At 69.8% G+C, this 22027-nt stretch carries 27 protein-coding genes; 14 read left to right on the forward strand and 13 right to left on the reverse strand.

The annotated features are described in order from the left end of the window. Window positions 1–45 precede the first annotated feature (45 nt). Window positions 46–615, forward strand: coding sequence for an HhH-GPD-type base excision DNA repair protein (locus BKA15_RS34520; protein ID WP_179758124.1), 570 nt, complete (start codon window positions 46–48; stop codon window positions 613–615). Between the two features lie 102 nt (window positions 616–717). On the opposite strand, the gene yczR is transcribed toward BKA15_RS34520, so the two are convergent. Next, window positions 718–2145, reverse strand: a complete 1428-nt coding sequence (gene yczR / locus BKA15_RS34525; RefSeq protein WP_179758125.1) for a MocR-like transcription factor YczR — start codon at window positions 2143–2145, stop codon at window positions 718–720. A 98-nt stretch (window positions 2146–2243) separates the two neighbouring features. Here yczR and yczE point away from each other — a divergent pair, with 98 nt between their 5' ends. The 4 genes from yczE to BKA15_RS34545 all read left to right on the forward strand — a co-directional run bounded on the left by yczE (window position 2244) and on the right by BKA15_RS34545 (window position 6823). Beyond that, the gene (gene yczE / locus BKA15_RS34530; RefSeq protein ID WP_179758126.1) at window positions 2244–2888 is read left to right on the forward strand and encodes a membrane protein YczE; all 645 of its coding nucleotides are present in this window, start codon (window positions 2244–2246) and stop codon (window positions 2886–2888) included. 120 nt (window positions 2889–3008) lie between these two features. Then, complete coding sequence (locus BKA15_RS34535; RefSeq protein ID WP_179758127.1) at window positions 3009–3746, forward strand: class I SAM-dependent methyltransferase; 738 nt, start codon at window positions 3009–3011, stop codon at window positions 3744–3746. Beyond that, complete coding sequence (locus tag BKA15_RS34540; protein WP_179758128.1) at window positions 3743–5632, forward strand: beta-L-arabinofuranosidase domain-containing protein; 1890 nt, start codon at window positions 3743–3745, stop codon at window positions 5630–5632. Before BKA15_RS34535 ends, BKA15_RS34540 begins: the two co-directional genes overlap by 4 nt. A gap of 171 nt (window positions 5633–5803) precedes the next feature. Continuing rightward, on the forward strand, window positions 5804–6823 hold the full coding sequence (locus tag BKA15_RS34545) for a phosphotransferase family protein (RefSeq protein ID WP_179758129.1): 1020 nt from the start codon (window positions 5804–5806) through the stop codon (window positions 6821–6823). A gap of 66 nt (window positions 6824–6889) precedes the next feature. Here the strand turns inward: BKA15_RS34545 and BKA15_RS34550 are convergent, their stop codons facing one another. From BKA15_RS34550 to BKA15_RS34585, 8 genes are all read right to left on the reverse strand, one after another. Further along, on the reverse strand, window positions 6890–7414 hold the full coding sequence (locus BKA15_RS34550; protein WP_179758130.1) for a TrmH family RNA methyltransferase: 525 nt from the start codon (window positions 7412–7414) through the stop codon (window positions 6890–6892). 120 nt (window positions 7415–7534) lie between these two features. Then, window positions 7535–7993, reverse strand: a complete 459-nt coding sequence (locus tag BKA15_RS34555) for a GNAT family N-acetyltransferase (RefSeq protein WP_179758131.1) — start codon at window positions 7991–7993, stop codon at window positions 7535–7537. Window positions 7994–8004: 11 nt separating this feature from the next. Continuing rightward, on the reverse strand, window positions 8005–8766 hold the full coding sequence (locus BKA15_RS34560; RefSeq protein ID WP_218871694.1) for a phosphotransferase: 762 nt from the start codon (window positions 8764–8766) through the stop codon (window positions 8005–8007). Between the two features lie 66 nt (window positions 8767–8832). Further along, entirely contained in the window at window positions 8833–9774 is a 942-nt protein-coding gene (locus tag BKA15_RS34565) for a hypothetical protein (RefSeq protein WP_179758132.1), read from the reverse strand. 6 nt (window positions 9775–9780) lie between these two features. Then, window positions 9781–10386 carry a mycothiol-dependent nitroreductase Rv2466c family protein gene (locus BKA15_RS34570; protein ID WP_179758133.1) on the reverse strand — a complete coding sequence of 202 codons (606 nt, stop codon included), beginning with the start codon at window positions 10384–10386 and terminating at the stop codon, window positions 9781–9783. 9 nt (window positions 10387–10395) lie between these two features. After that, window positions 10396–12423: an elongation factor G gene (locus tag BKA15_RS34575; RefSeq protein WP_179758134.1), complete on the reverse strand. Its 2028-nt coding sequence runs from the start codon at window positions 12421–12423 to the stop codon at window positions 10396–10398. A gap of 141 nt (window positions 12424–12564) precedes the next feature. Next, window positions 12565–12999 carry a hypothetical protein gene (locus tag BKA15_RS34580; protein WP_179758135.1) on the reverse strand — a complete coding sequence of 145 codons (435 nt, stop codon included), beginning with the start codon at window positions 12997–12999 and terminating at the stop codon, window positions 12565–12567. A gap of 100 nt (window positions 13000–13099) precedes the next feature. Continuing rightward, a complete protein-coding gene (locus BKA15_RS34585) occupies window positions 13100–14122 on the reverse strand; it encodes a YeiH family protein (protein WP_179758136.1) in 1023 nt (340 codons plus the stop codon). A gap of 74 nt (window positions 14123–14196) precedes the next feature. Between BKA15_RS34585 and BKA15_RS34590 the strand changes: the two genes are divergently transcribed. Then, window positions 14197–14964: a GntR family transcriptional regulator gene (locus tag BKA15_RS34590; protein ID WP_179758137.1), complete on the forward strand. Its 768-nt coding sequence runs from the start codon at window positions 14197–14199 to the stop codon at window positions 14962–14964. Between the two features lie 2 nt (window positions 14965–14966). Beyond that, the gene (locus BKA15_RS34595) at window positions 14967–15482 is read left to right on the forward strand and encodes a GNAT family N-acetyltransferase (RefSeq protein WP_179758138.1); all 516 of its coding nucleotides are present in this window, start codon (window positions 14967–14969) and stop codon (window positions 15480–15482) included. A 38-nt stretch (window positions 15483–15520) separates the two neighbouring features. On the opposite strand, the gene BKA15_RS34600 is transcribed toward BKA15_RS34595, so the two are convergent. Then, the gene (locus BKA15_RS34600; protein ID WP_179758139.1) at window positions 15521–16072 is read right to left on the reverse strand and encodes a hypothetical protein; all 552 of its coding nucleotides are present in this window, start codon (window positions 16070–16072) and stop codon (window positions 15521–15523) included. Window positions 16073–16189: 117 nt separating this feature from the next. Between BKA15_RS34600 and BKA15_RS34605 the strand changes: the two genes are divergently transcribed. The 5 genes from BKA15_RS34605 to BKA15_RS34625 are packed head-to-tail and all read left to right on the forward strand — an operon-like array spanning window position 16190 to window position 18937. Continuing rightward, window positions 16190–17110 (forward strand): phosphotransferase family protein, encoded by a 921-nt coding sequence (locus BKA15_RS34605; protein ID WP_179758140.1) that lies wholly within the window; start codon window positions 16190–16192, stop codon window positions 17108–17110. Then, window positions 17107–17439: a PEP-utilizing enzyme gene (locus BKA15_RS34610; protein ID WP_179758141.1), complete on the forward strand. Its 333-nt coding sequence runs from the start codon at window positions 17107–17109 to the stop codon at window positions 17437–17439. The genes BKA15_RS34605 and BKA15_RS34610 overlap by 4 nt, the downstream gene beginning before the upstream one ends. Next, complete coding sequence (locus tag BKA15_RS34615; RefSeq protein ID WP_179758142.1) at window positions 17436–18032, forward strand: hypothetical protein; 597 nt, start codon at window positions 17436–17438, stop codon at window positions 18030–18032. The genes BKA15_RS34610 and BKA15_RS34615 overlap by 4 nt, the downstream gene beginning before the upstream one ends. A gap of 47 nt (window positions 18033–18079) precedes the next feature. After that, window positions 18080–18523 (forward strand): helix-turn-helix transcriptional regulator, encoded by a 444-nt coding sequence (locus BKA15_RS34620; protein ID WP_179758143.1) that lies wholly within the window; start codon window positions 18080–18082, stop codon window positions 18521–18523. Window positions 18524–18532: 9 nt separating this feature from the next. After that, the gene (locus BKA15_RS34625; protein WP_179758144.1) at window positions 18533–18937 is read left to right on the forward strand and encodes a VOC family protein; all 405 of its coding nucleotides are present in this window, start codon (window positions 18533–18535) and stop codon (window positions 18935–18937) included. Here BKA15_RS34625 and BKA15_RS34630 read toward each other — a convergent pair. From BKA15_RS34630 to BKA15_RS34640, 3 genes are read right to left on the reverse strand one after another with little or no spacing between them, the layout of a single operon-like run. Next, on the reverse strand, window positions 18918–19634 hold the full coding sequence (locus BKA15_RS34630; RefSeq protein WP_179758145.1) for a VOC family protein: 717 nt from the start codon (window positions 19632–19634) through the stop codon (window positions 18918–18920). The two genes, BKA15_RS34625 and BKA15_RS34630, sit on opposite strands and share 20 nt — an antisense overlap. A gap of 14 nt (window positions 19635–19648) precedes the next feature. Continuing rightward, on the reverse strand, window positions 19649–20326 hold the full coding sequence (locus tag BKA15_RS34635) for a GNAT family N-acetyltransferase (protein WP_179758146.1): 678 nt from the start codon (window positions 20324–20326) through the stop codon (window positions 19649–19651). Further along, a complete protein-coding gene (locus tag BKA15_RS34640; RefSeq protein WP_179758147.1) occupies window positions 20278–20517 on the reverse strand; it encodes a hypothetical protein in 240 nt (79 codons plus the stop codon). The genes BKA15_RS34635 and BKA15_RS34640 overlap by 49 nt, the downstream gene beginning before the upstream one ends. A 134-nt stretch (window positions 20518–20651) precedes the next feature. On the opposite strand from BKA15_RS34640, the gene BKA15_RS34645 reads away from it, so the two are divergent. Both BKA15_RS34645 and BKA15_RS34650 read left to right on the forward strand, forming a co-directional pair. Continuing rightward, window positions 20652–21572: a 5,10-methylenetetrahydrofolate reductase gene (locus BKA15_RS34645; RefSeq protein ID WP_312879657.1), complete on the forward strand. Its 921-nt coding sequence runs from the start codon at window positions 20652–20654 to the stop codon at window positions 21570–21572. Further along, window positions 21569–22027, forward strand: a 459-nt coding sequence (locus tag BKA15_RS34650; RefSeq protein WP_179758148.1) for a GNAT family N-acetyltransferase, incomplete at its 3' end; no start/stop codon positions are given. The genes BKA15_RS34645 and BKA15_RS34650, both read left to right, overlap by 4 nt.

Raw genomic sequence — 22027 nt, forward strand, 5'->3', positions numbered from 1 at the left:
AACTCACATCGGGGCGCTGTCGGTGGGATGCGAGAGGATGGGCGCATGTCGTACCAGATCACCGGGCTCGCCGAAGCCGACGCCGTCCTCGATCAGTCCCCGTTCGCGCTGCTGGCCGGGATGATGCTTGATCAACAACACCCGATGGAGCACGCGTTCCGCGGGCCGTGGAAGGTGCTGGACCGCTTCGGTTCGATCGACCCGGTCGCCATCGCCGACGCCGATCCGGAGAAGTTCGCCGCGCTCTGCGCGGTGCCGCCCGCCGTGCACCGGTTCCACGGCGCCATGTCGGCCCGGCTGCGCGAGCTGGCCCGGGTCGTCGTCGACGAGTACGACGGCGACGCATCCCGGATCTGGACCGAGGCCAAGGACGGCGCCGACCTGCTGAAGCGGGTCCAGAAGCTGCCCGGATTCGGCAAGCAGAAGGCGCAGATCTTCGTCGCACTGCTGGCCAAGCAGGCCGGGGTACAGCCGAAGGGCTGGGAGAAGGCCGCCGGCGACTACGCCCTGGACGGTTACCGCTCGGTGGCCGACGTGGTGGATCCGGAGTCCCTGCTCAAGGTGCGCAGCTACAAGAAGGAGAAGAAGGCCGCCGCCAAGGCTGCCGGCTCCTGATCGACAAACATGCCCTGAGCCTGTCGAAGCATGTCCTGAGCCTGTCGAAGGGGGCCAGGTCAGATGTGCCTTGCCCTTCGACAAGCTCAGGGAACGTTGTGGTCAGGCGGTCAGGGAGAGTCGGCTGGGGCTGATCGGTCCGGAGCCGACGTCGGCCCACAACTCGGCGAGCCGGTCGACGGCGACGGTCAGGGCCTCGACCGGCAGCGTGTACGGCAGCCGGAGCATCCGCTCGCCGCCGCCGTCCGGGAAGAACTGACCGCCCGGCGTGAGCTGCAGGCCGTAGCGGTCGGCGTTGCCGGCCAGCCGGGAGGAGACTTCGCGGGGCAGCGTGATCCAGAGCGAGAGCCCACCGGCCGGCCGCTCGCAGGTCCAGCCGGGCAGCCGTTCCGCAAGTTCGGCGATCAGCCGGTCCCGCTGCTCGGTGAGCCGGTCCCGCTGCAGTTCCAGCAGGGTCGCCGAGTCGCGCAGCAGGCCCGCGGTGACGTGCTGCTCCAGCGGGGCGGTGCCGAGATCGAGTGCGACCCGGCTCTGCACCAGCGGCCGGATCAGTGAGCGCGGCGCCCGGATCCAGCCGACCCGCAGCCCGCCCCAGAACGCCTTGCTGGCCGAGCCGACCGTGATCGCGTCCGCCGCGCCGACGGCCATCGGCGGCGGCATCGCGGCTGGGTCGTCGAGCGCGAGCTCGACCATCGTCTCGTCGATGATCATGGTCACCCGCTGGGTCCGGAATCCCTCCCGCAGGGCGGCCCGAACCGCCTCGGGCATCAGCCAGCCGGTGGGGTTGTGGAACTCGGGCACCAGGTACGCCAGCCGCGGTGAGGTCTGGCGGACCAGCAGCTCGGTCGCCGCCGGGTCCCAGCCGTCACCGCCGAGCGGCTGGGCGACCAGCCGGGCGCCGTGCTGCCGGAACGCGTCCATGGCGTTCGGATACGTGGGCGCGTCGACCAGCACCCGGTCGCCGCGGGAGAGCAGGCAGCGGGCCAGCACGGCCAGCGCCGACAGCGCCCCGGAGGTGACCAGGATCTGGTCGGGATCGGTCGGCAGCCCGCGTTGGGCGAACCTGTCCGCGATCGCCTCGCGCAGGGCCGGGACCCCTTGCGGCTCGTACCCGGTGCTGCCGAGCAGGCCGGCCAGTTGCTCGATCGTTCGCTCGTACGCGAGCAGCAGGCCCGGCGTGGCCTGCGGTGCCGCGCGGTTGAACTCGATCAGGCCGTCCGTGGGGCCCTCGGTACCGAGCAGCCCGGCGGACCCGGCGGCGCCGGCGATCGCGTAGTTGCCGGACCCACGGCGGGCCTCGGCGAAGCCCCGGTCGCGCAGCTCGGCGTACCCGGCGGCGACGGTGGACCGGCTCAGGCCGAGCTCGGCGGCCAGGTCGCGTTCGCTCGGCAGCCGGGAGCCGTGGCCGATCCGGCCGTCGACGATGAGCAGCCGGAGCCGTTCGGCGAGGTCCTGGTAGGCCGGTGAGGCCCATCCGGTGTCGCCGAGGAGTCGGGCCACTCTGGAGGCAGAGATCCATCTGGTCGCCATGCCGGCAGCCTAAGCGGACTGGTCAAGGTAGAGCAATCGAGCCACTTGTTCCCAATTGGCCCTGTTTCGGCCAACCAATCGCGGACAGACTTCGGTGTGTGCCCGCAACGTCTCCCGTCACGACTCTCGGACCGCTGCAGCAACTCCGCGCCGGCAGGCTCGGCCGCCGGCTGCCCCAGCTCTACCTCGGCCTGGTGCTCTACGGCATCTCGCTGGCGATGATGCTGCGCGGCGAGCTCGGCCTGCCGCCGTGGGACGTGCTGGCCCAGGGTCTGTCCCGCTGGCTCCCGGTCAGCTTCGGCACGATCACCATCATCGTCGGCGCCCTGGTGCTGCTGCTCTGGCTGCCGCTGCGGCAGCGGCCCGGCCTCGGCACGCTGTCCAACGTGATCGTGGTCGGCCTCGCGGTCGACCTGGGTCTGTGGCTGATCCCGGCGCAGACCGACTGGCCGATTCGGATCGCGCTGCTGGCCGGCGGCATCGTGCTGAACGGCGTGGCAGGTGCGACCTACATCGGGAGCCAGTTCGGACCCGGTCCGCGGGACGGACTGATGACCGGGCTGGCCGCACGGACCGGCCGCAGCCTGCGGCTGATCCGGACCGGGATCGAGGTCGTGGTGTTGATCATCGGCTTCGTGCTCGGCGGAACGGTCGGGGTAGGTACGGTCGCGTACGCCCTCGCGATCGGTCCACTGGTGCAGTTCTTCCTGCGCTGGTTGGCGGTTCGGCTGGAGCCGTCATGATCAGCACGGTCGCGTTCGTGATCTTGGTCGTGATCATCGTCGGCTGGCTGGAGATCACCCATCGGCGGGTCGGCCGGGGCGGCTGGAGGCCGAACGACTGGGCTGACAGACTGGTGTCTCGTGATCGAGACCCCCGACAACGTTGCCGCGATCGCCCGCTGGGCGGTGCTTCCGGAAGAACTGATCCGTAGTCACGAGAACGACGGCGACTTCGCCAAGCGCCACCTGATCAACCCGTACCTGCTGGCCGAGCTCGGCGACCTGACCGGAGTCTCGGTGCTCGACGCCGGGGCCGGCGACGGGTATCTGAGCCGGATCTTGGCCCGCGCCGGAGCAAGGGTGACCGCGGTCGAGCCGGCCCAGGCCCTGGTCGACCGGATCCGGGAACGGGAGCAGACCGAGCACCTCGGCCTGACCATCCATCAGACCGGTCTGCTCGAATATCAAGCGGAGCAGGGGTTCGACGTCGTGGTCTGCAGCATGGTGCTGATGGCGATCCCTGACTGGCGGCCGGCGTTGGAGACCTGCGTCCGGTCGCTGCGGCCGGGCGGACGGCTGGTGATCAACCTGGTTCATCCCGCGTTCGAGAAGCTGTGGACCACCTGGCGGGAGAACGACGGCGCCTACCGGGTTGACCGCTACCTGAGTGAGTACGAGGTGCCTGGGCCGCACGCCTCCGACTTCCATCGGCCGCTGTCCGCCTACCTGAACGCGATCATGGACGCCGGCTGCACGCTGCGGAAGATGATCGAGCCGGGCCTCGACCCCGAGGTCGCCGCCGAGTCCGGGATCGAGGGCATCGAGGCGTACGTCGAGCTGCCGAACTTCGTGATCATCATCGCGGAGCGTGCGGCATGACCACGCCGTTCCCTGAGCCTGTCGAAGGGCCGAGCCCGAGGCCGTACGCTTTCGCACCGCTCCCGCTCGGCACGATCAGGCCGCGCGGCTGGCTCCTTGATCAACTCCGGCTGCAGGCCGACGGGCTGACCGGGCACCTGGACGAGCACTGGGCCGACGTCGGCCCGGACAATGCGTGGCTCGGCGGGTCCGGCGACGGCTGGGAACGCGGGCCGTACTACCTGGACGGGCTGCTGCCGCTGGCGTACCTGCTGGACGACCAACGCCTGATCGGCAAGGCCAACCGTTGGGTCGAGGCGACCCTGGCGAGCCAGCGGCCGGACGGCAGTTTCGGCCCGTACGGCATGGAGACCAGCAGTGGCCGGGACCAGAGCCACGACTGGTGGCAGTTCATGATCATGCTCAAGGTGCTCACCCAGTACGCAGAGGCGACCGGAGACCCGCGAGTGGTGCCGTTCCTGGAACGCTACGCCGAGCATCTGGAGCGCGACCTGCCCGGCCGTCCGCTGCAGTCGTGGGCCCGGGCTCGCGGAGCCGACCTGGTGCTGAGCATCCTGTGGCTGCAGCGACAGGCCCCCGACGAGCGGTGGCCACGGCTGGCCGAGTTGATCATGGAGCAGACGCTGGACTGGACGGCGACGCTCTCCGACTTCCCGTTCCGGCGCAAGGTGACCGTGTGGGATCCGCGGTCGCACGGCGTCAACGTCGCCATGGGCCTGCGCGCGCCGGCGATCCAGAGCCTGATCACCGGCGACGGGTCCGAGCTGGCCGCGGTCCGGGCCGGACTGGCCGCCCTGAGCACGTACCACGGACAGGCGCACGGCCTGTTCTCCGGCGACGAGTGGCTGAGCGGCACCCACCCGAGCCAGGGCCTCGAACTGTGCGCCGTGGTCGAGTACCTGTTCAGCATGGAACAACTGGTGTCGATCTTCGGCGAGGCGGAGTTCGGCGACCTGCTGGAGCTCGCCGCGTTCAACGCGCTGCCGGCGACGATCTCGGCGGACTGGACCTCGCACCAGTACGACCAGCAGGCGAACCAGATCTCCTGCACGGTCGCCGACCGCCCGTGGAGCAACGGCCCGGACGCCAACCTGTTCGGACTGGAACCCCACTTCGGCTGCTGCACGGCGAACCTGCACCAGGGCTGGCCGAAGCTGGTCTCGCACCTGTGGCTCGGTGATCAACAAGGCGGTCTGGTCGCGGTCGGCTACGCACCGTGCCGGGTCGAGACCGAGGTCGCGGACGGGGCCCGGCTCGGCCTCGAGGTGACGGGGGAGTACCCGTTCCGGGAGAGCGTCGGCCTCGCCGTCGAACTGGACCGGCCGGCCCGGTTCGCCCTCCGGCTGCGGATCCCCGGCTGGTGCGCGACCCCGGCCTTGGCGATCAACGGCGAGCCGGTCGCCCTGGACCGGCGCGAGCGCGGTTTCGCCGTGCTGGAACGGGAATGGCGCGACGGCGACCGGCTGGAGCTGTCCCTGCCGATGGAGGTCGAGGTGGTGCGGCACCAGGAGCCGTCCGTGTCCGTCCGCCGCGGCCCTCTCGTCTACGCGCTGCCGATCGCCGAGGACTGGCGCCCACTGCGGACTCGGAAACGTTTCAGCGACTGGAAGGTCCTGCCCGCGTCGCAGTGGCAGTACGGGCTCGACGCCGACGCCGGCTTCGAGATCGAACTGGCCGGCGTCCGCCGCCAACCCTTCCAGGCGACGCAGGCTCCGGTCCGGCTGCGCACCCGCGGCCGGCTGGTCCGCAACTGGGGCCTGAAGCACAACAGCGCCGCCGCCCCACCCCTGGTCTGCGATGTCGAGGGCCAGGACTCCGTACCCCTGCACCTCGTCCCGTACGGCTCCGCCCGCCTCCGCATCACCGAACTCCCGTACCTCCCCTAAAAGAACCCGCCGACCAGTCACAAAAGCAGGCGTTTGGGCGGCGTGTCGCTGCACTTGTGACCGGTCGGCGTCAGGGGAGGGGAGCCGTGGCGCCCGTAGCTGCCGGACTCCCGGCTGCCGGGCCGGTTAAATCCCTTACTCGATTCGGGATCGGTCTGGCTAGATGGAGCCATGATCAAGGCAGCCGTCGTCGACTGGGCGGTCCGGTCCGTCGGTCCTGGGACCAGGCTGACGTCGGTGATCCGGCTGCCCGGCTGGTCGCCCTCACCGCCCTTTCTCCTTCGCCTCGAAGGATCGAGGCGGTCGACCTACGTCGTGCTCCGTACCGAGCCGATCGGACGGCAACGCCACGACGGGTTCGCTCGGGAAGTCCAAGCGCTCGTGCTCGCCGAGCAGCATGGACTGGCCGCGCCGCGGGTCATCGCGGCAGACCTCGACGGTACGGAAGCCGGCGACCCGGCCACTCTGGTCACGACCCTGCCCGGCTCCAGCAGCCCGAGAGTTCGGACAGTCGAGCAACTGCGGAACTACGGTGCGACGGTCGCCTCGCTCCGGGCAGCTCGCGCCGTCCCCACCGGCGACCTCGAGCTGATGGCGGAGCCCATCGATGTCGACCAGGCCGCACGCGAACGGCGCCGCGCGATGGCCTACGAAACAGCAACCGAAGCCGAGCGGTCAGCCCAGCTCGATCGGCACTGCGCCAGGACGGGACTGACCCGGGACGCGGCTCATGCCGACCTGGTGCGGCCCAAGAGCGGCCGGTCCGAACTGCTCGAAGCTGCCGAAGCGTACCTGAATGGGATCCCGAGTCCCGTCGACGAGACGGTCCTCGTCCACGGCGACCTGCATCTCGGCAACACGATGTGGATCGGCGACCACCTCATCGGCATGGTCGACTGGGACGCGGCCAGGGTTGGTTCGAACGGCATCGATCTCGGCCTCGCCAGATTCGACGCGATCCTCCACGTCAATCCGCGCGACGTCGGTCTCGACGCTTCCGGGATCGCCGATGAGGTCCTCGCCGGTTGGCAGCATGCGACCGGAGTCCGGCTCGACCGGCACGTCATCTCCTTTTGGGATCTGCGGGCCGCGCTCAACGCGCCAGTGGACTTCGGAGCGCCTCAGGACCGTCAGCCCGAGCGCAGAGACGCCCTCGTCCGATCGGCGCTCAACGTCCTGCGCTACGGGTGATCGACCGGTCACAACTGCAGCGACACGCCGGCCAAACGCCTGCTTTGGTGACCGGTCGGCGGTTTCTCAGAGGAGGCCGGCGAGGCGGTAGAGGACCAGGGAGCCGGCCACGGCGACGTTCAGGCTGAGGCCGGTGCCGATCATCGGGATCTCGACCGCCTCGTCCAGGCGCTCCAGGGCGACCGGCGGCAGGCCATCGGTCTCGTGGCCGAGCAGCATCACGGTGCGTTGGCGGGCGGCGGGCAGGTCGCCGAGGCGGATCGACTCCTCGGTCAGCTCGACGCCGACGATCCGGCTGCCCTCGTCACGCTGGCGATCCAGCCAGGCCGACGGATCGCGGGGCGTCCAGTGCACACAGCTGGGCCGGCGCAGCGTGTTGCCCTTCTCCAGGGCCTCCGGGACCCAGGGCAACCTGGGTACGGCCAGGCAGGCGCCGACCGCGTCGCAGGTGCGCAGCAGGGTGCCGAGATTGACGCCGTGCTTGGGCCACAGGGGTGCGGCGATCAGGTGGTCCCAGCAGCGGTGGGAGCGGCGCCGGCGCTGCGTCCGAAGATCGGTACGGGTGCGGACGCGGATCCGCCGCGCCGTCATGGGTGAGCCGGAAGACCCTTCCGGACCAGGGAATCGTTCATGATCATCGATGCTTCGCGGCGCATCGGGGCCATCGACGGGCCGCGGGATCCGCGGCGGAAACCTCAGGATACCAACGGTTCAGCGGCCGTAACGGTCCGGTCGCCGCCAGGGCCAGTCGGCCTCGAGCCAGGCAGCCACAGCGTCGGCCAGCGGTCCGTCGAGATCGGCCCGGTCGGCCCGGACCCAGGACTGCACCGACACGTCGTAGCCCTCGCGGTCGGCCGGATAGAGGTAGACGCAACCGATCACGTCGCCGCTGCCGGGGTCCAGGACGGTGAACGTGAAACCCTTGCGGGCCGCGAAATCGGCCGCGTGCCGGCGCAGGTCGCGGGCGTTGTCCTCCAGCGACATCCCGTGCGGAGGCGGCCAGGAGCCGTCCGGATAGCCGGCCGTGGCGCGAATGTGCTCGATGCTCGATGTCCACGCCGCGTGGTCGGACGCGTTGTGCTGCTCGCCGAGCGGTTCGAGCCGGAACCGTTCCGTGGTCAGCGAGGTCGGTGGCTCGAAATCATCCGGTACGAACGGCCGCGGCTCCATGGGAACGGATCCTAGAGGAGGACGGACAACCAATGATCATGATTTTCCTCCAGGTAGTCGGCGGCGGGTCCCCAGTGATCGGCGTGGCCTTCGGCGTAGAGCCTGGCCCACGGCTGGGCGCCGGTCCGGTGGCCGTCGATCAAGAGCCGTTCCATGCCCCGGGTGTGATCGATCATGGCTCGCGGCAGCCGTTCCCGCCCGGCGGTGTCGAGGCCGTAGCCGTCGACCAGGGCGGCCAACCGCTCGCCGTCGACGACCGGGTCGTTCCCCGCCACGATCACCACGAAGCCGTGCGCGGCATAGCCGAGATCCCACAGCCGCGAGCCAGGCCCGGCGCCGTCCCAGTCGATGAAGACCCAACGGTCACCGTCCTGGACCAGGTTCCACGGAGCAAGATCATGATGGCAGATCAGGTCCTCCCGGTCCGGCGGGATCGCCACGTCCCAAATCGCGTCCGCCGGTGCGGTAAAGGAGTCGACAGCGTCGTGCAGATCCTTGATCATCCGGCCGACCCGGCACAGCCCGTCGAGGTCCAGCGGCGGATGATCATGCGCGAGCCGCCCGGGCACGTACTCCACGACCTGGCGGCCCTGCTCGTCCAGCCCGTACGGCTCCGGCACCGTGTCCAGCCCGCGGCCGCACAGGTGGCGGAGCAGAGCGTGCACGGCGGGCGTGGCCGGGGTGGCCGGCTTCCGTACCGTCGTGCCGACCCGCACCACCTGGTCGGCGACGTTGCCACCGGCTAGCGGCTCTTCCTCGATTCCGGATCCCACGTCGGCCGATCCTAAGTGAGAATCCGCCGGTCAGTCGCGGCGGATTCTCACTCCAGGTCTCGTGGCTCAGCCCAGCGGCTCGACCGAGAAGATGAACTCGCGGCCGTCGCGGAACGGCTCGATCAGCTCGACGTTCTCGTACGAGACGCCGCCGGGGATCGGAGATTCGCTGGCCCAGTAGGTGAAGCGGCCGTTCACACAGGCGACCAGCTCCGGGTCCGGGTCGGCGGCGCGCCAGGCCTGGACGGCCCGCCGGCCGTAGTACTTCCAGTGCTCCGCGGTCCCGTCCGCGTAGCGCGCCGCACCATGATCGACCTCGTCCGGCCGGGCCGACACGACGGCGGCACCGTCCTCGGCCCGGGTCAGTTCCGGAAGCCCGAACTTCGCGTGCGGCGCGAAGCCGGTCCCGTCGAAGCCCGGCCACAACTCGGCCGGCGTGACCGTACGGTTCGCGAGGTCGAGCAGCCGGAGCCGCGGGAAGTTGCCCATCGTCGCGGTCAGGACGCAGGCCTGCAGCGGCACCGAGCCGGGCCGGCGATGGGCCGCGATGCCGAACTCGTGCGGCCGGTCAGCGCGGAACGTGACCCGGACCGCCACGTCGGCGCCGTTGTCGAACCGTTCCGAGATGATCACCACGCTGAGCTGTTCCACCCCGTCGACCGTGGACACCTCGCCCGGCACCGGCTGGTCGCCGAGGCCGATCTCCGCCGCGTCGACCGACGGTGCACTCCAGAATCGCTTGCCCCGTTCCGGATCCAGGCTGCTCGGCTCGAGCTCGGAGTAGCCGCGCCGGTCGGCACCCTCCGGAATGGGTTCGATCGCGATGAAGTTGATCAACCGGTCCCGGGGATGATCAAGATAGGGGGCATAGATCCGGAGCAGGCCGCGCGGGCCGCCGAGCGGCGCGATGCCGACCTGGATCCCGTCGGCGAAACCCCAGCGCGGTTCGGCCGGGAAGTCGGACGACGGCTGGAGCCAGCTGTCGCGCTGCACGGGTTCGTTGATCATGGTCGATCAGGTTAAACCCGGCGTCTTCAGCTCGGTGAACGGGGTGACCGCGGCGAGTTCGATCATGGCCCGCCAGAGCCGGAGCCCGTCCTCGTCGCCGACCTCCGCGGTGATCACCGGCCCGAAGAACGCCCGGTCCACGCCGCTGCGGTCGCGCAGCCGGACCACCGGTGTGCCCAGGCCCGGCCCGACCAGCGCGACGCCGCGAGCATGCGAAGCTCGGATCGCTGCGTCGAAGGCGGCCGATTCGCCAGCCCGCACCAGGTCGGCCGGCAGCCCGGCGGTGCCGAGAGCCTCGACGAAATCGTTCAGCCAGTCGTTCTCGACACCGGGCTCCCGCTCCCACAGGGCCCGGTAGAAGCGCAGTAGCGCCGCCGGCCCGTGCCGGTCCAGCACCGCCGCACAGATCCGTACCGGCACCCAGAGATAGCCGTCCGGATCACCCTCCGGGTCGTCCGCTCGCCCTTCGTTGAGCACCGAGAGGCTCATCAGGTGCCAATCGACGGTGATCAACTCCCGCTCGGCCAGCCGGAGCAGCCAGCGGGCCGTCAACCAGGTCAGCGGGCAGGACGGATCGAACCAGCAATCGACCCGCCAGCCGTCCTTGGTCATCGCTCCACCCTAGTCAGCGATCGCGCCCTGGTCAGTGATCGCGGCGAACACGTCGCGGCCGGTGTTCTCCAGTCCCCGCAGGTATTCCCGGCGATCGACCGGGTTTCCGTCGGTGCGGCGCCGTTGCGGCGGGACGCCGCGGACCGGCCGATAGCCGTGGAACTCGGTCTCCAGGACGCCCTCGCCGCGGGTCCAGCCGGGGAGCCGCTGCTGCAGTTCGTGCACCCGGGCCGCCGGCAGTTCGCCGTCGATGATCACCGACCGCCGGTGCGGCCGAGAGCCCAGCGGTACGGCCTCCAGGCGGACCACCGCCGGCAGGACGACCTCGACCAGGTCCGCCGGCACCTCCAGCCGCATCCGGTGCAACGGTTCGAGCACCTGACTGCCGGCCCGGCGCAGGGCGGCCATCAGGACCAGCGGTGTGAGGTAGCGGAAGTCGCCGGCGGTGCTGGACATCGCCTTGTTGAACTTCTGGTGCGCATGACTCTGCCGCGGCGAGTAGCCGGTGTGGGTCATGATCACCGCGCAACCCTGCACTTGCCAGCCGTGCAGGCCTTGCCGCAGCGCGGTCTGGACGGTGTCCTCGACCGCCTTGAAGAACGCGGGCGGCATCGAGCCCAGCTCCGCCTCCAGCCGGAACGTGTTGTCCTCACCGAGCAACGGTTCGACGCGCAGCCCGACCGTGGCGAGGAACGGATTCGGCGCCACGCCGTTGAACTCGACCGCAGCCCCGGTGCCGATCGGGCGTTCGACACAGATGATCGAGGTCTCGGCGAACTCGACGTCGATGCCGTACTCGTCGGCGAGCGTCGCCCCGATCACCTCCTTCTGCACCTCACCGTACAGCGACAAGGACAGTTCCTGACGACTGTCGTCGGAACGGAGATTGATCAATGGGTCCTGCTCGGCGAGCTGGGAAAGCGCGCTGAACAGGGCTCCGCGTCGGGTCGGGTCGACCGGCGCGATGATCGTCTCCAGCGTCGGCGGCGCGAACTGGGTGGTCTCGGCCAACGGGTCGGCGGCGCCGATCACGTCACCGATCCTGATCTTGGGCAGGCCGCGGACCCGGCCGATCTGGCCGGCGCCGAGCATGCCGGTCTCGGCCGGAGCGCCACGTTCGACCAGGTCCAGGCCGGTGATCCGGCCCCGACCGCCCGAGGCGAGCGGGACGTGATCACGGACCCGCAGCGTGCCGCCGAAGACCCGGACGTAGGCGGCCCGCTCGCCGTTGGCGCCACGGTCGATCTTGAACACGCGGGCCGACGTGGTCGGCGTCTGCAGCCGTCCCGAGGGCAGGAACCGGAGCAAGCCGTCGGTGAGCTCCGTCACGCCGGCGCCGGTCACGGCCGACCCGAAGTAGACCGGGCTGACCCGGCCGGCCCGGATCTGTCGCCGTAGCGCGCGGTGCATGGCGCCCGCCGACGGAGTCGCGGACTGACCGACGTAGGCCGCCAGCAGTGCGTCGTCATGCTCGGCCAGGAGTTCCAGCCGCCGGTCGAGCACGCCCGGGGCCTCGTCCCGCAGTCGGCGCACGGAGGCCTGCCGGCTGCCGGGTGCCCGTACCGACGTGATCGGCACGACCACGGTCTCCAGCCGTTCGGCCAGGTCGACGAGCAGGTCGTCGGACCGGGCGCCGCGCCGGTCGATCTTGTTCACGAAGATCACGGTCGGGATGCCCAGCCGGCGCAGGGCGCGGAACAGCACCCGGGTCTGCGCCTGGACGCCTTCCACCGCGGAGACGACGAGCACCGCGCCGTCGAGCACGGCGAGAGCGCGTTCGACCTCGGCGATGAAGTCGGGGTGTCCGGGCGTGTCGATCAGGTTCACCGTCACGTCCCGTACCGGAAACGACGCGACCGCCGTCTTGATCGTGATGCCGCGCCGCCGTTCCAGCGCGAGAGTGTCGGTCTGGGTGCTGCCGTCGTCGACCCGGCCCAGTTCGTCCATCACCCCGGCCGCGTAGAGCAGCCGTTCGGTCAGACTGGTCTTACCGGCGTCGACATGCGCCACGATCCCCAGGTTGAGTGTGCGAGCCAAGCCTCAAGTCCTTCGAGTGCGTGCTGACAGAGCTGTTGGTCATGACAGCTGTCCGCATGGCTCGGCCCTCCTCGGGTGATCGTTCCCGGGCAGTACAACACCACCGGAGGCTCGGGGCAACCGGTTTTCGGAACCCCAGGGTCAACCGGTAAACCCGCCGAGGTGCTTGATCACCTCCGCGCCCGACCCGAAGATCCCGGCCAGAATGCCGACCACCGCCGAAACCGTGGCCAACTTGGCGGGAGCCCCGGTCCAGAGCCCCTTGGTCTTCTCGCGCAGATTTCCATGCCACCAGGCCGTCTTCAACTTCTGCCATTTGTGCTGGCGGATGCGGCAGCCGAGCAGCAGTCCGGATGAGTTGTTGCGACAGAGCTCGATCTGATCACCGCGTTGCCGGTTGATCGCGGCGCACGTAGCGGGGGCGGAAAAGAGCGTCCAGATCAGCACCAGAATGGGCCCCGCGATGAAGGGGGCAATTCCGGAACCCCCGAGGACTATCCAGACCACCATCCCGGCCAGCGGAATCAAGCCCCACCAGCGCCGAAAGATCTTATGGCCCGCCGCAGAACGCCCCATGACATGATGGTAAGCGGCCCTCGTTCTTGGATGTTCTCGTACTCTGCGCGTTCCCGCTTCCTGGAACGACGGGTGTAGGCCGACTTGTCGATCGCCGGAGTCAGAGTTGCCCAGTTGCCGCCTGCAGTCCGAGGCTCGCGGCGGCGACGGCGATCCAGAGCAGGGCGCCGAGCAGCAGCGGCTTCGGGCCGGAGCGGCGCAGGTCCGCCAGTCGCAGGGACAGCCCGATACCGGTCAGCGCGGCCGTGATCAGGAACAGACCGAGCGCGGCCAGCGCCGGCTGCCAGGAGGCGGGAATCAGGCCGAGCGTCTGCAGCCCGGCCGCGACCAGGAAGCCGATCAGGAACGGCGGCACCAGCCGCCACGGCTGCGGCCGCCCGGTGGGCCGTTCGGCGCCGGACCGATTCCGGGAGTTGATCACGGCGATCACGAGCACGATCGGAATGATCATCAGGCTGCGGGCCAGCTTGACCACCAGCGCCTGCGGCCCTGCGGCCGGGTTGAAGGCGTAGGCGGTCGCGACGACGGAGGAGGTGTCGTTGACCGCCGTTCCGCTCCACCGGCCGAACGCGGCCGGATCGAGGCCGAGCAAGTGACCCAGCGGCGGGAAGATCATCACGGCCGCGACGTTGAAGGTGAAGATCGTGCCGATGGCGTACCCGATCGCGCGGTCCCGGGGCTTGATCACGGCCGACGTGGCGGCGATCGCGGACGCCCCACAGATCGCCGTCCCGACGGTGATCAACAACGTGGTCTCGGAGTCCAGCCGGAACAGCCGGCCCAGGACCGCGCCGCCGACAAGCGCGATGATCAAGGTCCCGATCATCACCGGCAGTGACTCTCGACCGACCGTGATCACCTGGCGCAGCGACAGGCCGGTGCCCAGAACGACGATCGCCGCCTGAAGCAGGAAGCGCCCGGCGAGACCGTACCCGGGCGTCAGGGAGGCCGATCTCAGCCGCGGTACGACAGCGCCGGCGAGCGCCCCGATCACGAGTCCGAAGACGGGCGCGCCGACCAGCGGGACCAGTCCTCCCAGCAGGGACGCCAGGACCGAGCCGGCTCCGACCACGGCGAGCCCCGGGAGCACGGCCCGGCCGCGAGTCAGGAATCCGCCCGTCATCTCAACGCTCCGTTCGAGGAAATGTGCGTACATTTCACCCCAGTAGGGTAACCGCCGAGCAAGGGAGGGGCGCAGTGGCGTCGAATCGTCTGGACCGGACGGCGGCAACACCGTTGTGGCGGCAGCTGCAGGACGACCTCACCGCGCGCATCGAGGCCGACGAGTTCGGCGCCGGCTTTCCCGGCGAGCACGCCCTGGCCGAGGAGTATGGGGTCAGTCGGCACACGGTCCGGCAGGCGCTGCGACAGCTCCGCGGCGACGGCCGGGTGGTCGCCGAACGCGGCCGTCAGCCGCGAGTCACGCCGCCGACCGAGATCAACCAGCCGCTCGGCACGCTCTACAGCCTGTTCGCCGCGGTCCGGGCGGCCGGGCTGACCCAGCGCAGCGTCGTCCGCTGTCTGGACCGCCGGGCGGACGGCGTCGTGGCCGAGCGGCTCGGGCTCGAGGCGTCGACGCCGTTGGTCTACCTGGAGCGGGTCCGGATGGCCGACGGCGAACCGCTGGCACTGGACCGGGCCTGGCTGCCGGCCGACTTCGCGGGGCCGCTGCTGGTCGCGGACTTCTCGGAGACCAGCCTGTACGGCGAGTTGGCGGCCCGGGTCGGCGTCCGGCCGGACCGTGGCCGGGAGGAGCTGCACGCTGTCGTACCGACGGCGGCCGAACGAGCCCTCCTGCACTGCCCGCCCGGCACCGCCGCCTTCTCGATCCACCGGCTGGGCCGGGTGCGCGGCCGAGCGGTCGAGTGGCGGCACACCGTGGTCCGCGGCGATCGGTTCGGGCTCACCGCGGAGTTCGGCGGGGTCGCCCCGGTGCTCGGCGACGCGGCACTCCTACACTCATGATCATGACTTTCAGCGTTCGGGCGATGACGCCGGAGGACGCCGGGCCGGTGCTGGCGATCTACCAGCTCGGCATCGACGAGGGCGACGCCACCTTCGAGACGACCGCGCCGACCTGGGCCGAGTTCACCGAGAGCAGGCTGCCCGAGTTCAGCCAGGTGGCGGTCGACCCGGACGGCACCGTGCTCGGCTGGATCGCGGCCACCCGGGTGTCCAGTCGAGCCTGCTACGCCGGGGTGATCGAGCATTCCGTGTACGTACACCCGGACGGACGCGGCCGCGGGGTCGGCCGGCGGCTGCTGGACCGGCTGATCGAGCTGGCCGACGAAGCCGGCGTGTGGACGATCCAGTCGTCGATCTTCCCGGAGAACCAGGCCAGCCTCGCGCTGCACGCCGCGGTCGGTTTCCGGGTGGTCGGCACCCGGATCAAGATCGCCCAGCAGCACGGCCGCTGGCGGGACACCGTGCTGATCGAACGACGCAGCCCGGGTGCCGGCGAGGACGACCCGGCCGTTCTCTGATGATCATGACCGCCTCATGATCAGAGGACGACCGATGATCATGACGTGGGCGGGGTGAACCAGGCGAGCGGGATCGGGCCGCGGTGCAGGATGTGCGGTACGTCGACCCAGGGCAACCACGGGTCGTCCGGACCGAGCCGTTCCAGGCGGTCCAGCGCGATCTGGGTGACCCGACTGACCGCGCGCAGGCCGGCGGTGGTGAACGGCAGGTAGTCGTGCTCGTCCGGCGGATCCGGATAGTGCCCGTCCTGCCCGTGCCGCATCAGCCTGATCACGCAGCGGTCCGGGTCGAGCCGTGAGGCGTCGAGGGTGGCCGGCGGGCGATCTCCGACCGGGCGGCCGGACCGGGCTAGGGCCTGGAACAGCGGCGCCGGATGGACGGGGGAGAGGAACACGACGTCGGCCCAGGTGCAGCCGAGCGGCGGTACCGGTTCGATCAGGCCGTGCGGCCGGCGGTCGTACTTCGCGGCGTGCTCCCGGTAGAGGTCGGGATGGGCGTCGCGCAGTTCGTTCAGCGGGAGCATCAGATCGCCGCGGGGATGGGTCAGGTGTGAGTGGAACAAGGTTCCCTGGACAGGTTGTGAGGGCATGAAAAAGCCTCCCGACCCGTCCGGTCCGAGAGGCTTTGCAGGTCATCATTATATCAGTTCTGGCCGCTGGAATCGTGTCAGGGCCTCCGGGTTCCCGGCACGGCCTAAGCTGGCCCCGTGTTGATCAGCGACCGGCTCCGGGATCATCTCGAGCGCACGCTCGCGGTGCGGGTCACCGCACCGCCAACCCGAATCGCGCGGGGGTACGGCAACGAGAACTGGCAGTTCGAGACCGACGACGGGCCGATGTTGATCAAGGTCGCCCGGCCGCACCTGAACCCGGAGAAGCTGCGGATGGCGGCCGGGGCGCATCGGGCGGCGGCCGCCGCCGGCGTACCGGTTCCGGAACTGCTCCACGTCGATCCGGAGTGCCCGGCGCTCGATGGACGGTCGGTCCGGGTGCAGCGCTATGTGGAGGGCCGGCACCCGGTCGAGGTCATGATCACCGACCAGGCGGTCCGGCAGTTCTTCCGGACGCTCGGCGAGACGGTGGCCACGCTGCACACGGTCGTCGCCGACGGGTTCGCGTCCCGGTTCGGCGGCCGGCCGAGCTTCGCCCGTTGGGCCGATTACGTGGCGTACCGGGTGCCGCAGATCAGCGGCCGGCTCGAGGCCGCCGGCGGGCTGCCCGGACTTGATCATCGGGCACTGTTCGACCGCGTGCTCACCTTGGCCGAGGCGGTCTCGCCGGTGGTCCAGCCGCGGCTCACGCACCGGGATCTCTACCTGGACAACATTCTGGCGGGTCCGGACGGCGGCGTCGTCGCCGTGATCGACTTCGACATCGCCGAGGCCTGGGATCCGCTGGCGGACCTGGTCAAGCTGCGCTGGCAGGTCTGGCCCGACTATCCGCCCGCAGCCTCGGAGACCTTCCTGCACGCCTACGCGACCGAGCTGCCGGCCCGGTTCGACGACCGGATCTGGATCGCCGAGGTCCTGGAACTGGTCAACTACGTCGCGAACGGGCTCGCGGACGGCGGCAAGCCGGAGTTCACCGCTTCGGCGCGGCACCGGCTGGATCAGGTGCTGGCCGCATGATCATCACGGGGATCGCGGCGAGTCCGGGGACGGCCGAAGGACGGATCCGGGTGATCACGTCGCTGGACGACTTCGGCCGGTTCGGCGCCGGCGAGATCCTGGTCTGCCGGACCACGTCGCCGGCCTGGACGCCGTTGCTGAGCCGGGCCGCGGCGGTGATCACCGAGGTCGGCAGCCGGCTGGCCCATGCGGCGATCGTCGCCCGCGAGCTCGGGATTCCGGCGGTGGTCGGGGCCGACCGGGCGATGTCGATCTTGCGGGACGGGCAGCGGGCGCGGGTGGACGGTACCGCCGGCACGATCATGATCATGGAAGCGGCGGCTCGGTGACGGCACCGGACCTGCTGACGCTGCACGCGGTTCGGCTGCTGGGTTACGCAGCGGCCGACCGGGTGGCGGCTCGTTTCGGTCGGCCGGTGTCGGATACCGAACGGGAGTTGGCCGACCTGGCCGCTCGCGGCTGGGTCGGGTACGGATCCTTCGGTGGCGACGGCGGGTGGGCGCTGACCGAGTCGGGGAAGGCCGAGGGGGAGCGCCGGCTCGCCGCGGAGCTGGACGAGGCGGCTGCGCGGTCGGTCGTCGACCGGGTGCATCGTGCCTTCCTCCCGTACAACCGAACGGTGGGGGAGTTGTGCACGGCCTGGCAGCTGGCGACGCTCGGCATGGCCGATCAGGAAGTTGATCTTGAGTCAACCGTGACCGGGCTCGGTGCCGCGGCCCAGGCGCTGGCCGGGTTCGAGCGGGACCTGGTGGCCGTGCTGGAGCGGTTCGGCGGTTACCACCGGCGGTTCGCGACGGCACTGTTCCGGATCGACGACGACCCGGCCTGGCTGGCCGGTACCGATCGCGATTCCTGTCACCGGGTCTGGTTCGAGTTCCACGAGGATCTGATCGCGAGCCTCGGGATCGACCGCACCGGCTAGCGCCGAACGGTTGGAAGGTCGGCGCCCGGCATGGCACCATCACACGCGTGGGCAAGAAGGATGCCGAGGCGGACCGGCTGCGCGACCTGGCGCTGCTGCGTCGGGTGCGCGACCGGATCGATCGGGAGTACGCACAGCCGCTCGACGTCGAGGCGCTCGCCCGCGGCGTCAACATGTCGTCCGGGCACCTCAGCCGGCAGTTCCGGCTGGCCTACGGCGAGTCCCCGTACTCCTATCTGATGACCCGCCGGATCGAGCGGGCGATGGCCCGGCTCCGACGCGGCGACCTGAGCGTGACCGACGTGTGCTTCGAGGTCGGTTGTTCTTCCCTGGGTACGTTCAGCACCCGGTTCACCGAACTGGTCGGTGTGCCGCCGAGCACGTACCGGAAGGAGGCGGCGGAGTCCACCGAGGGGATGCCGGCGTGCGTGGCGAAGCAGGTGACCAGGCCGATCAGGAATCGAGAAGCTTCGGCGGGCACGGCGTCCTAGCGTGGTCGCATGACGATCACCATTCATTCGAGTTTCCTGCCGCACCTCGACGCGGACGCTTCGCTCGCCTTCTATCGTGACGCGCTCGGCTTCGAGGTCCGCGACGACGTCGGCTACGACGGGATGCGCTGGATCACGGTCGGGCCGGCCGATCAGCCGGACACCGCGATCGTGCTGCAGCCGCCCGCACTGCCCGGCGTCACCGAGGACGAGCGCCGTACCCTGCTCGACCTGATGGCCAAGGGCAGCTACTTCGGGGTCAACCTGGCCAGCGCCGACTTGGCGGCGACGTTCGAACGGCTCGAGGCGAGTGGCGCGGAGATCGTCCAGGAGCCGATCGATCAGCCGTACGGCGTGCGCGACTTCGCGGTCCGGGATCCCGCCGGGAACCTGATCAGGATCCAGCAGACCTGAGGCAGAACTCGTTGCCGTCCGGGTCGGTCAGCACCACCCAGTCCTGATCATCGGGAGACAACGCGGAGCGCTGCGCGCCGAGCATGATCAGCCGCTCCAATTCGGCTTCTTGATCATCGGGTACGAGATCGAAGTGCACCCGGCCCTTGCCGATCAGCGGCTCGACCGGCGGGCCGCCCCAGGTGATCTTGGTGCCGCCCAGCGGGGACTGGATCGCGGTCTCCTCGTCCTGGTCCCAGACCAGCGGCCAGTCCAGCGCCCGGTTCCAGAAGTAGCCGACCTGTTGCGAGCCGTCGCAGGCCAGCGCGCCGATCCGGCCGGTACCGGCCAGGAAGTTGTTGCCGGGCTCGATCACGCAGAACTCGTTGCCCTCGGGGTCGGCGAGCACGACGTGCGGTTCGTCGGGACTCTGACCGATGTCGATGTGCCGCCCGCCCAGCTTCAGCGCCAGGGCGACCTGTCGTTGTTGATCTTCGAGCGAGCTGCTGGTCAGATCGAAGTGCATCCGGTTCTGCCCGATCTTCTCGTTCGGCGCCAGCTGGAACCGGATCCGCGGCTGACCGGCGTCGTCGGGCTCCAGGACCACGCCGCCGTCGGAGTCCGCGGTCGCTGCGCGGCCGAGCAGGCCGGCCCAGAAGTGGCCGAGTTGCTGGGGGTCGTTCGCGTCGAAGCTGATCGCCAGGAGTCGAGAGGCCATTGACTCAACCTAGATCACCGGGACGGCGGCCGCAGGACCAGACCGCGGTTCATCGGGCCTTCGAAGCCGAGCGTGACGGGCTCGGCCGTCCCGCCCGTCGCCCGGTGGTGCTCGCTGATCGCCGCCAGCAACGCGTCGCGGCCGAGCTTCGTACCGGGGCTCCAGAAGTTGCAGCACGGCAGGACCAGCACCGGAACGGCGGCAGCCGACTCGACCACCGGCCGCAGCGCCTGGTCGGGGTGCAGTCCGATGATCAGGTCGTAGTAGTCGGCGAGGTCGGCCGTGTAGGGGAGAGCCCGGTGCGCGACGCCCTTCAGCACCCAACCCCGTGGATCGATCACCTCACAGTTGATGTTGTGCCGCTTGCTCAGGATCCGGGCCAGCATCCCCTGGCCGCCGGCGACGTCGGCCGCGAACCGTACCTCCGGAAAGTGATCACCGACGAACTCCGCCAGCTCCGGCGACGAGACGAAGCCCAGCCGCTCGTACACCGGAACGGCCCGGCGCCCCGAGTGGACCGTGACGTGCAGCGCCCCGAGCCGCAGGGCGTGTGCGGTCGCGGCCTCGACGAGCGCCGACCCGATGCCCTGTCCGCGGTGCTCCGGCCGGACGAAGACGCTCTGGATGTCCGCGGACAGCCGGTTCAGCTTTCCTGGTCGAGGAACCCGCGGAACCAGCGCGACCCAGGCCATGCCGACCACCTCGGGCCCGTCCGTTCGTGCACGTACGCGAGGTGGGAGTGCTGCTGGGCCGCCCACCACTGTGCGAAATCCTCGACGAACGTGTCGTCCGGTTCCTGATCCGGCGCGTCACGCCGGGCGTTGGCGTGCAGCAGCCGGGCCAACTCCACGACGTCGTCCGCACCGGCCTGACTGATCTTCACCACGTCAATTCTGTCACCACCGAGCGGTGCTCGACCCAGGCCGCGGAAGTTGATCATGAACTGGGGGAGCGTGGACGGTGCATCGGAGTGATCAACGCGTGGCAATCGATGATCAGCTCCGGTACGGTCGCCCTGTGGATCTGGCTCGGATGATCAGTACGGGTGAGCGCGAGTTTCTGTTGTTCGCGATCACGCCACCGCGGGCGTCGACCAGTCCCGAGCGGATGGCGGCGATCGGCGAGGCGACCCTGAGTCGTCTGCGGTCGGTCGATCCCGACGGCGTGGTGCTGTACGACATCGCCGACGAGAACGACCGCAATCCCGACGAGCGTCCGTTCCCGTTCCTGCCCACCGTCGATCCGGCCGACTTCCTCGCTGATCAACTGAGTGCTTGGCAGAAGCCGGCGATCGTCTATCGGTCCGTCGGGAAATACGCCGAACCCGATCTTGAGACCTGGCTGGCGACGCAGCCGACCGACAGGATCCTTTCGGTGCTGGTGGGATCGTCGTCGAGCCGCAACATCGGCCAGACCTCGCTGCGGTCCGCGTACGCGATGCGCGAGACGGTACGGCCGGAGTTGATCATCGGCGGGGTGGTGATTCCGGAGCGGCACCAGGCCAGGGGAGACGAGCACCTTCGGATGCTGGAGAAGCAGTCGGCGGGCTGTTCGTTCTTCGTCAGCCAGGTTCTCTATGACGTGAACGCCGCGAAGAATCTCGTCTCCGACTACCGCGACGTTTGCGAGGCCCGTGCGATCCGGCCACGACCGATCGCGTTCACGCTGTCGGTCTGCGGTTCGATCAAGACACTGGAATTCCTAACCTGGCTCGGTGTACAGGTCCCGAACTGGATTCAGCGTGATCTCACCCGCAGCGAGGACACCCTCGCGGCCTCGTACGAGCATGTCCGGGCGGCCGCCTTCGACATGCTCACGTACTGCCGGAGGCTCGAAGTGCCGGTCGGGCTGAACGTCGAGAGCGTGTCGACCCGCCGTGTGGAGATCGAAGCCGCGGTCCGGCTGGCCGACGAGGTAAAGGCGGCGCTCCGGAGATGAGTATCGAGGTACGTGGAGCGGTGACGCCGGCCGAGGTCGAGGCGGCCGTACGAGTACTGGATTCGGTCCTCGGGTCCGGCCGCGGCTCGCGTGATCTTGACCTGTTCCGGGCAAGCCCCGACCTCTTGTCGATCGCGCTCGAGGATGGGTGGATCGTCGGCAGTGTCGGTTGTGACGGAGCGAACGGGGTCGGCACGGTTGCCGTACTGGAGGGGTATCGCGGTCAGGGTCTGGGCCGACGGTTGCTCGAACGAGCGGAGGACGTCCTGCGGCAGCGAGGCGCCAAGTCAGTGGGCCTGGGCAGCCTCGACGGCGCCGTCGACTTCTACCTGTCCTGCGGCTATCAGGCCCAACTCCTGGTGCAGTTCGCGCCGGAAGTCGATCAGCCGGAGTTGATCATCACCGAGTTGATCAACGGCGTCCTGGCCGGTCACCAGGTCGCTCGGCGGGACTGG

Source organism: Microlunatus parietis (assembly GCF_013407955.1).
GTDB lineage: Bacteria > Actinomycetota > Actinomycetes > Propionibacteriales > Propionibacteriaceae > Microlunatus > Microlunatus parietis.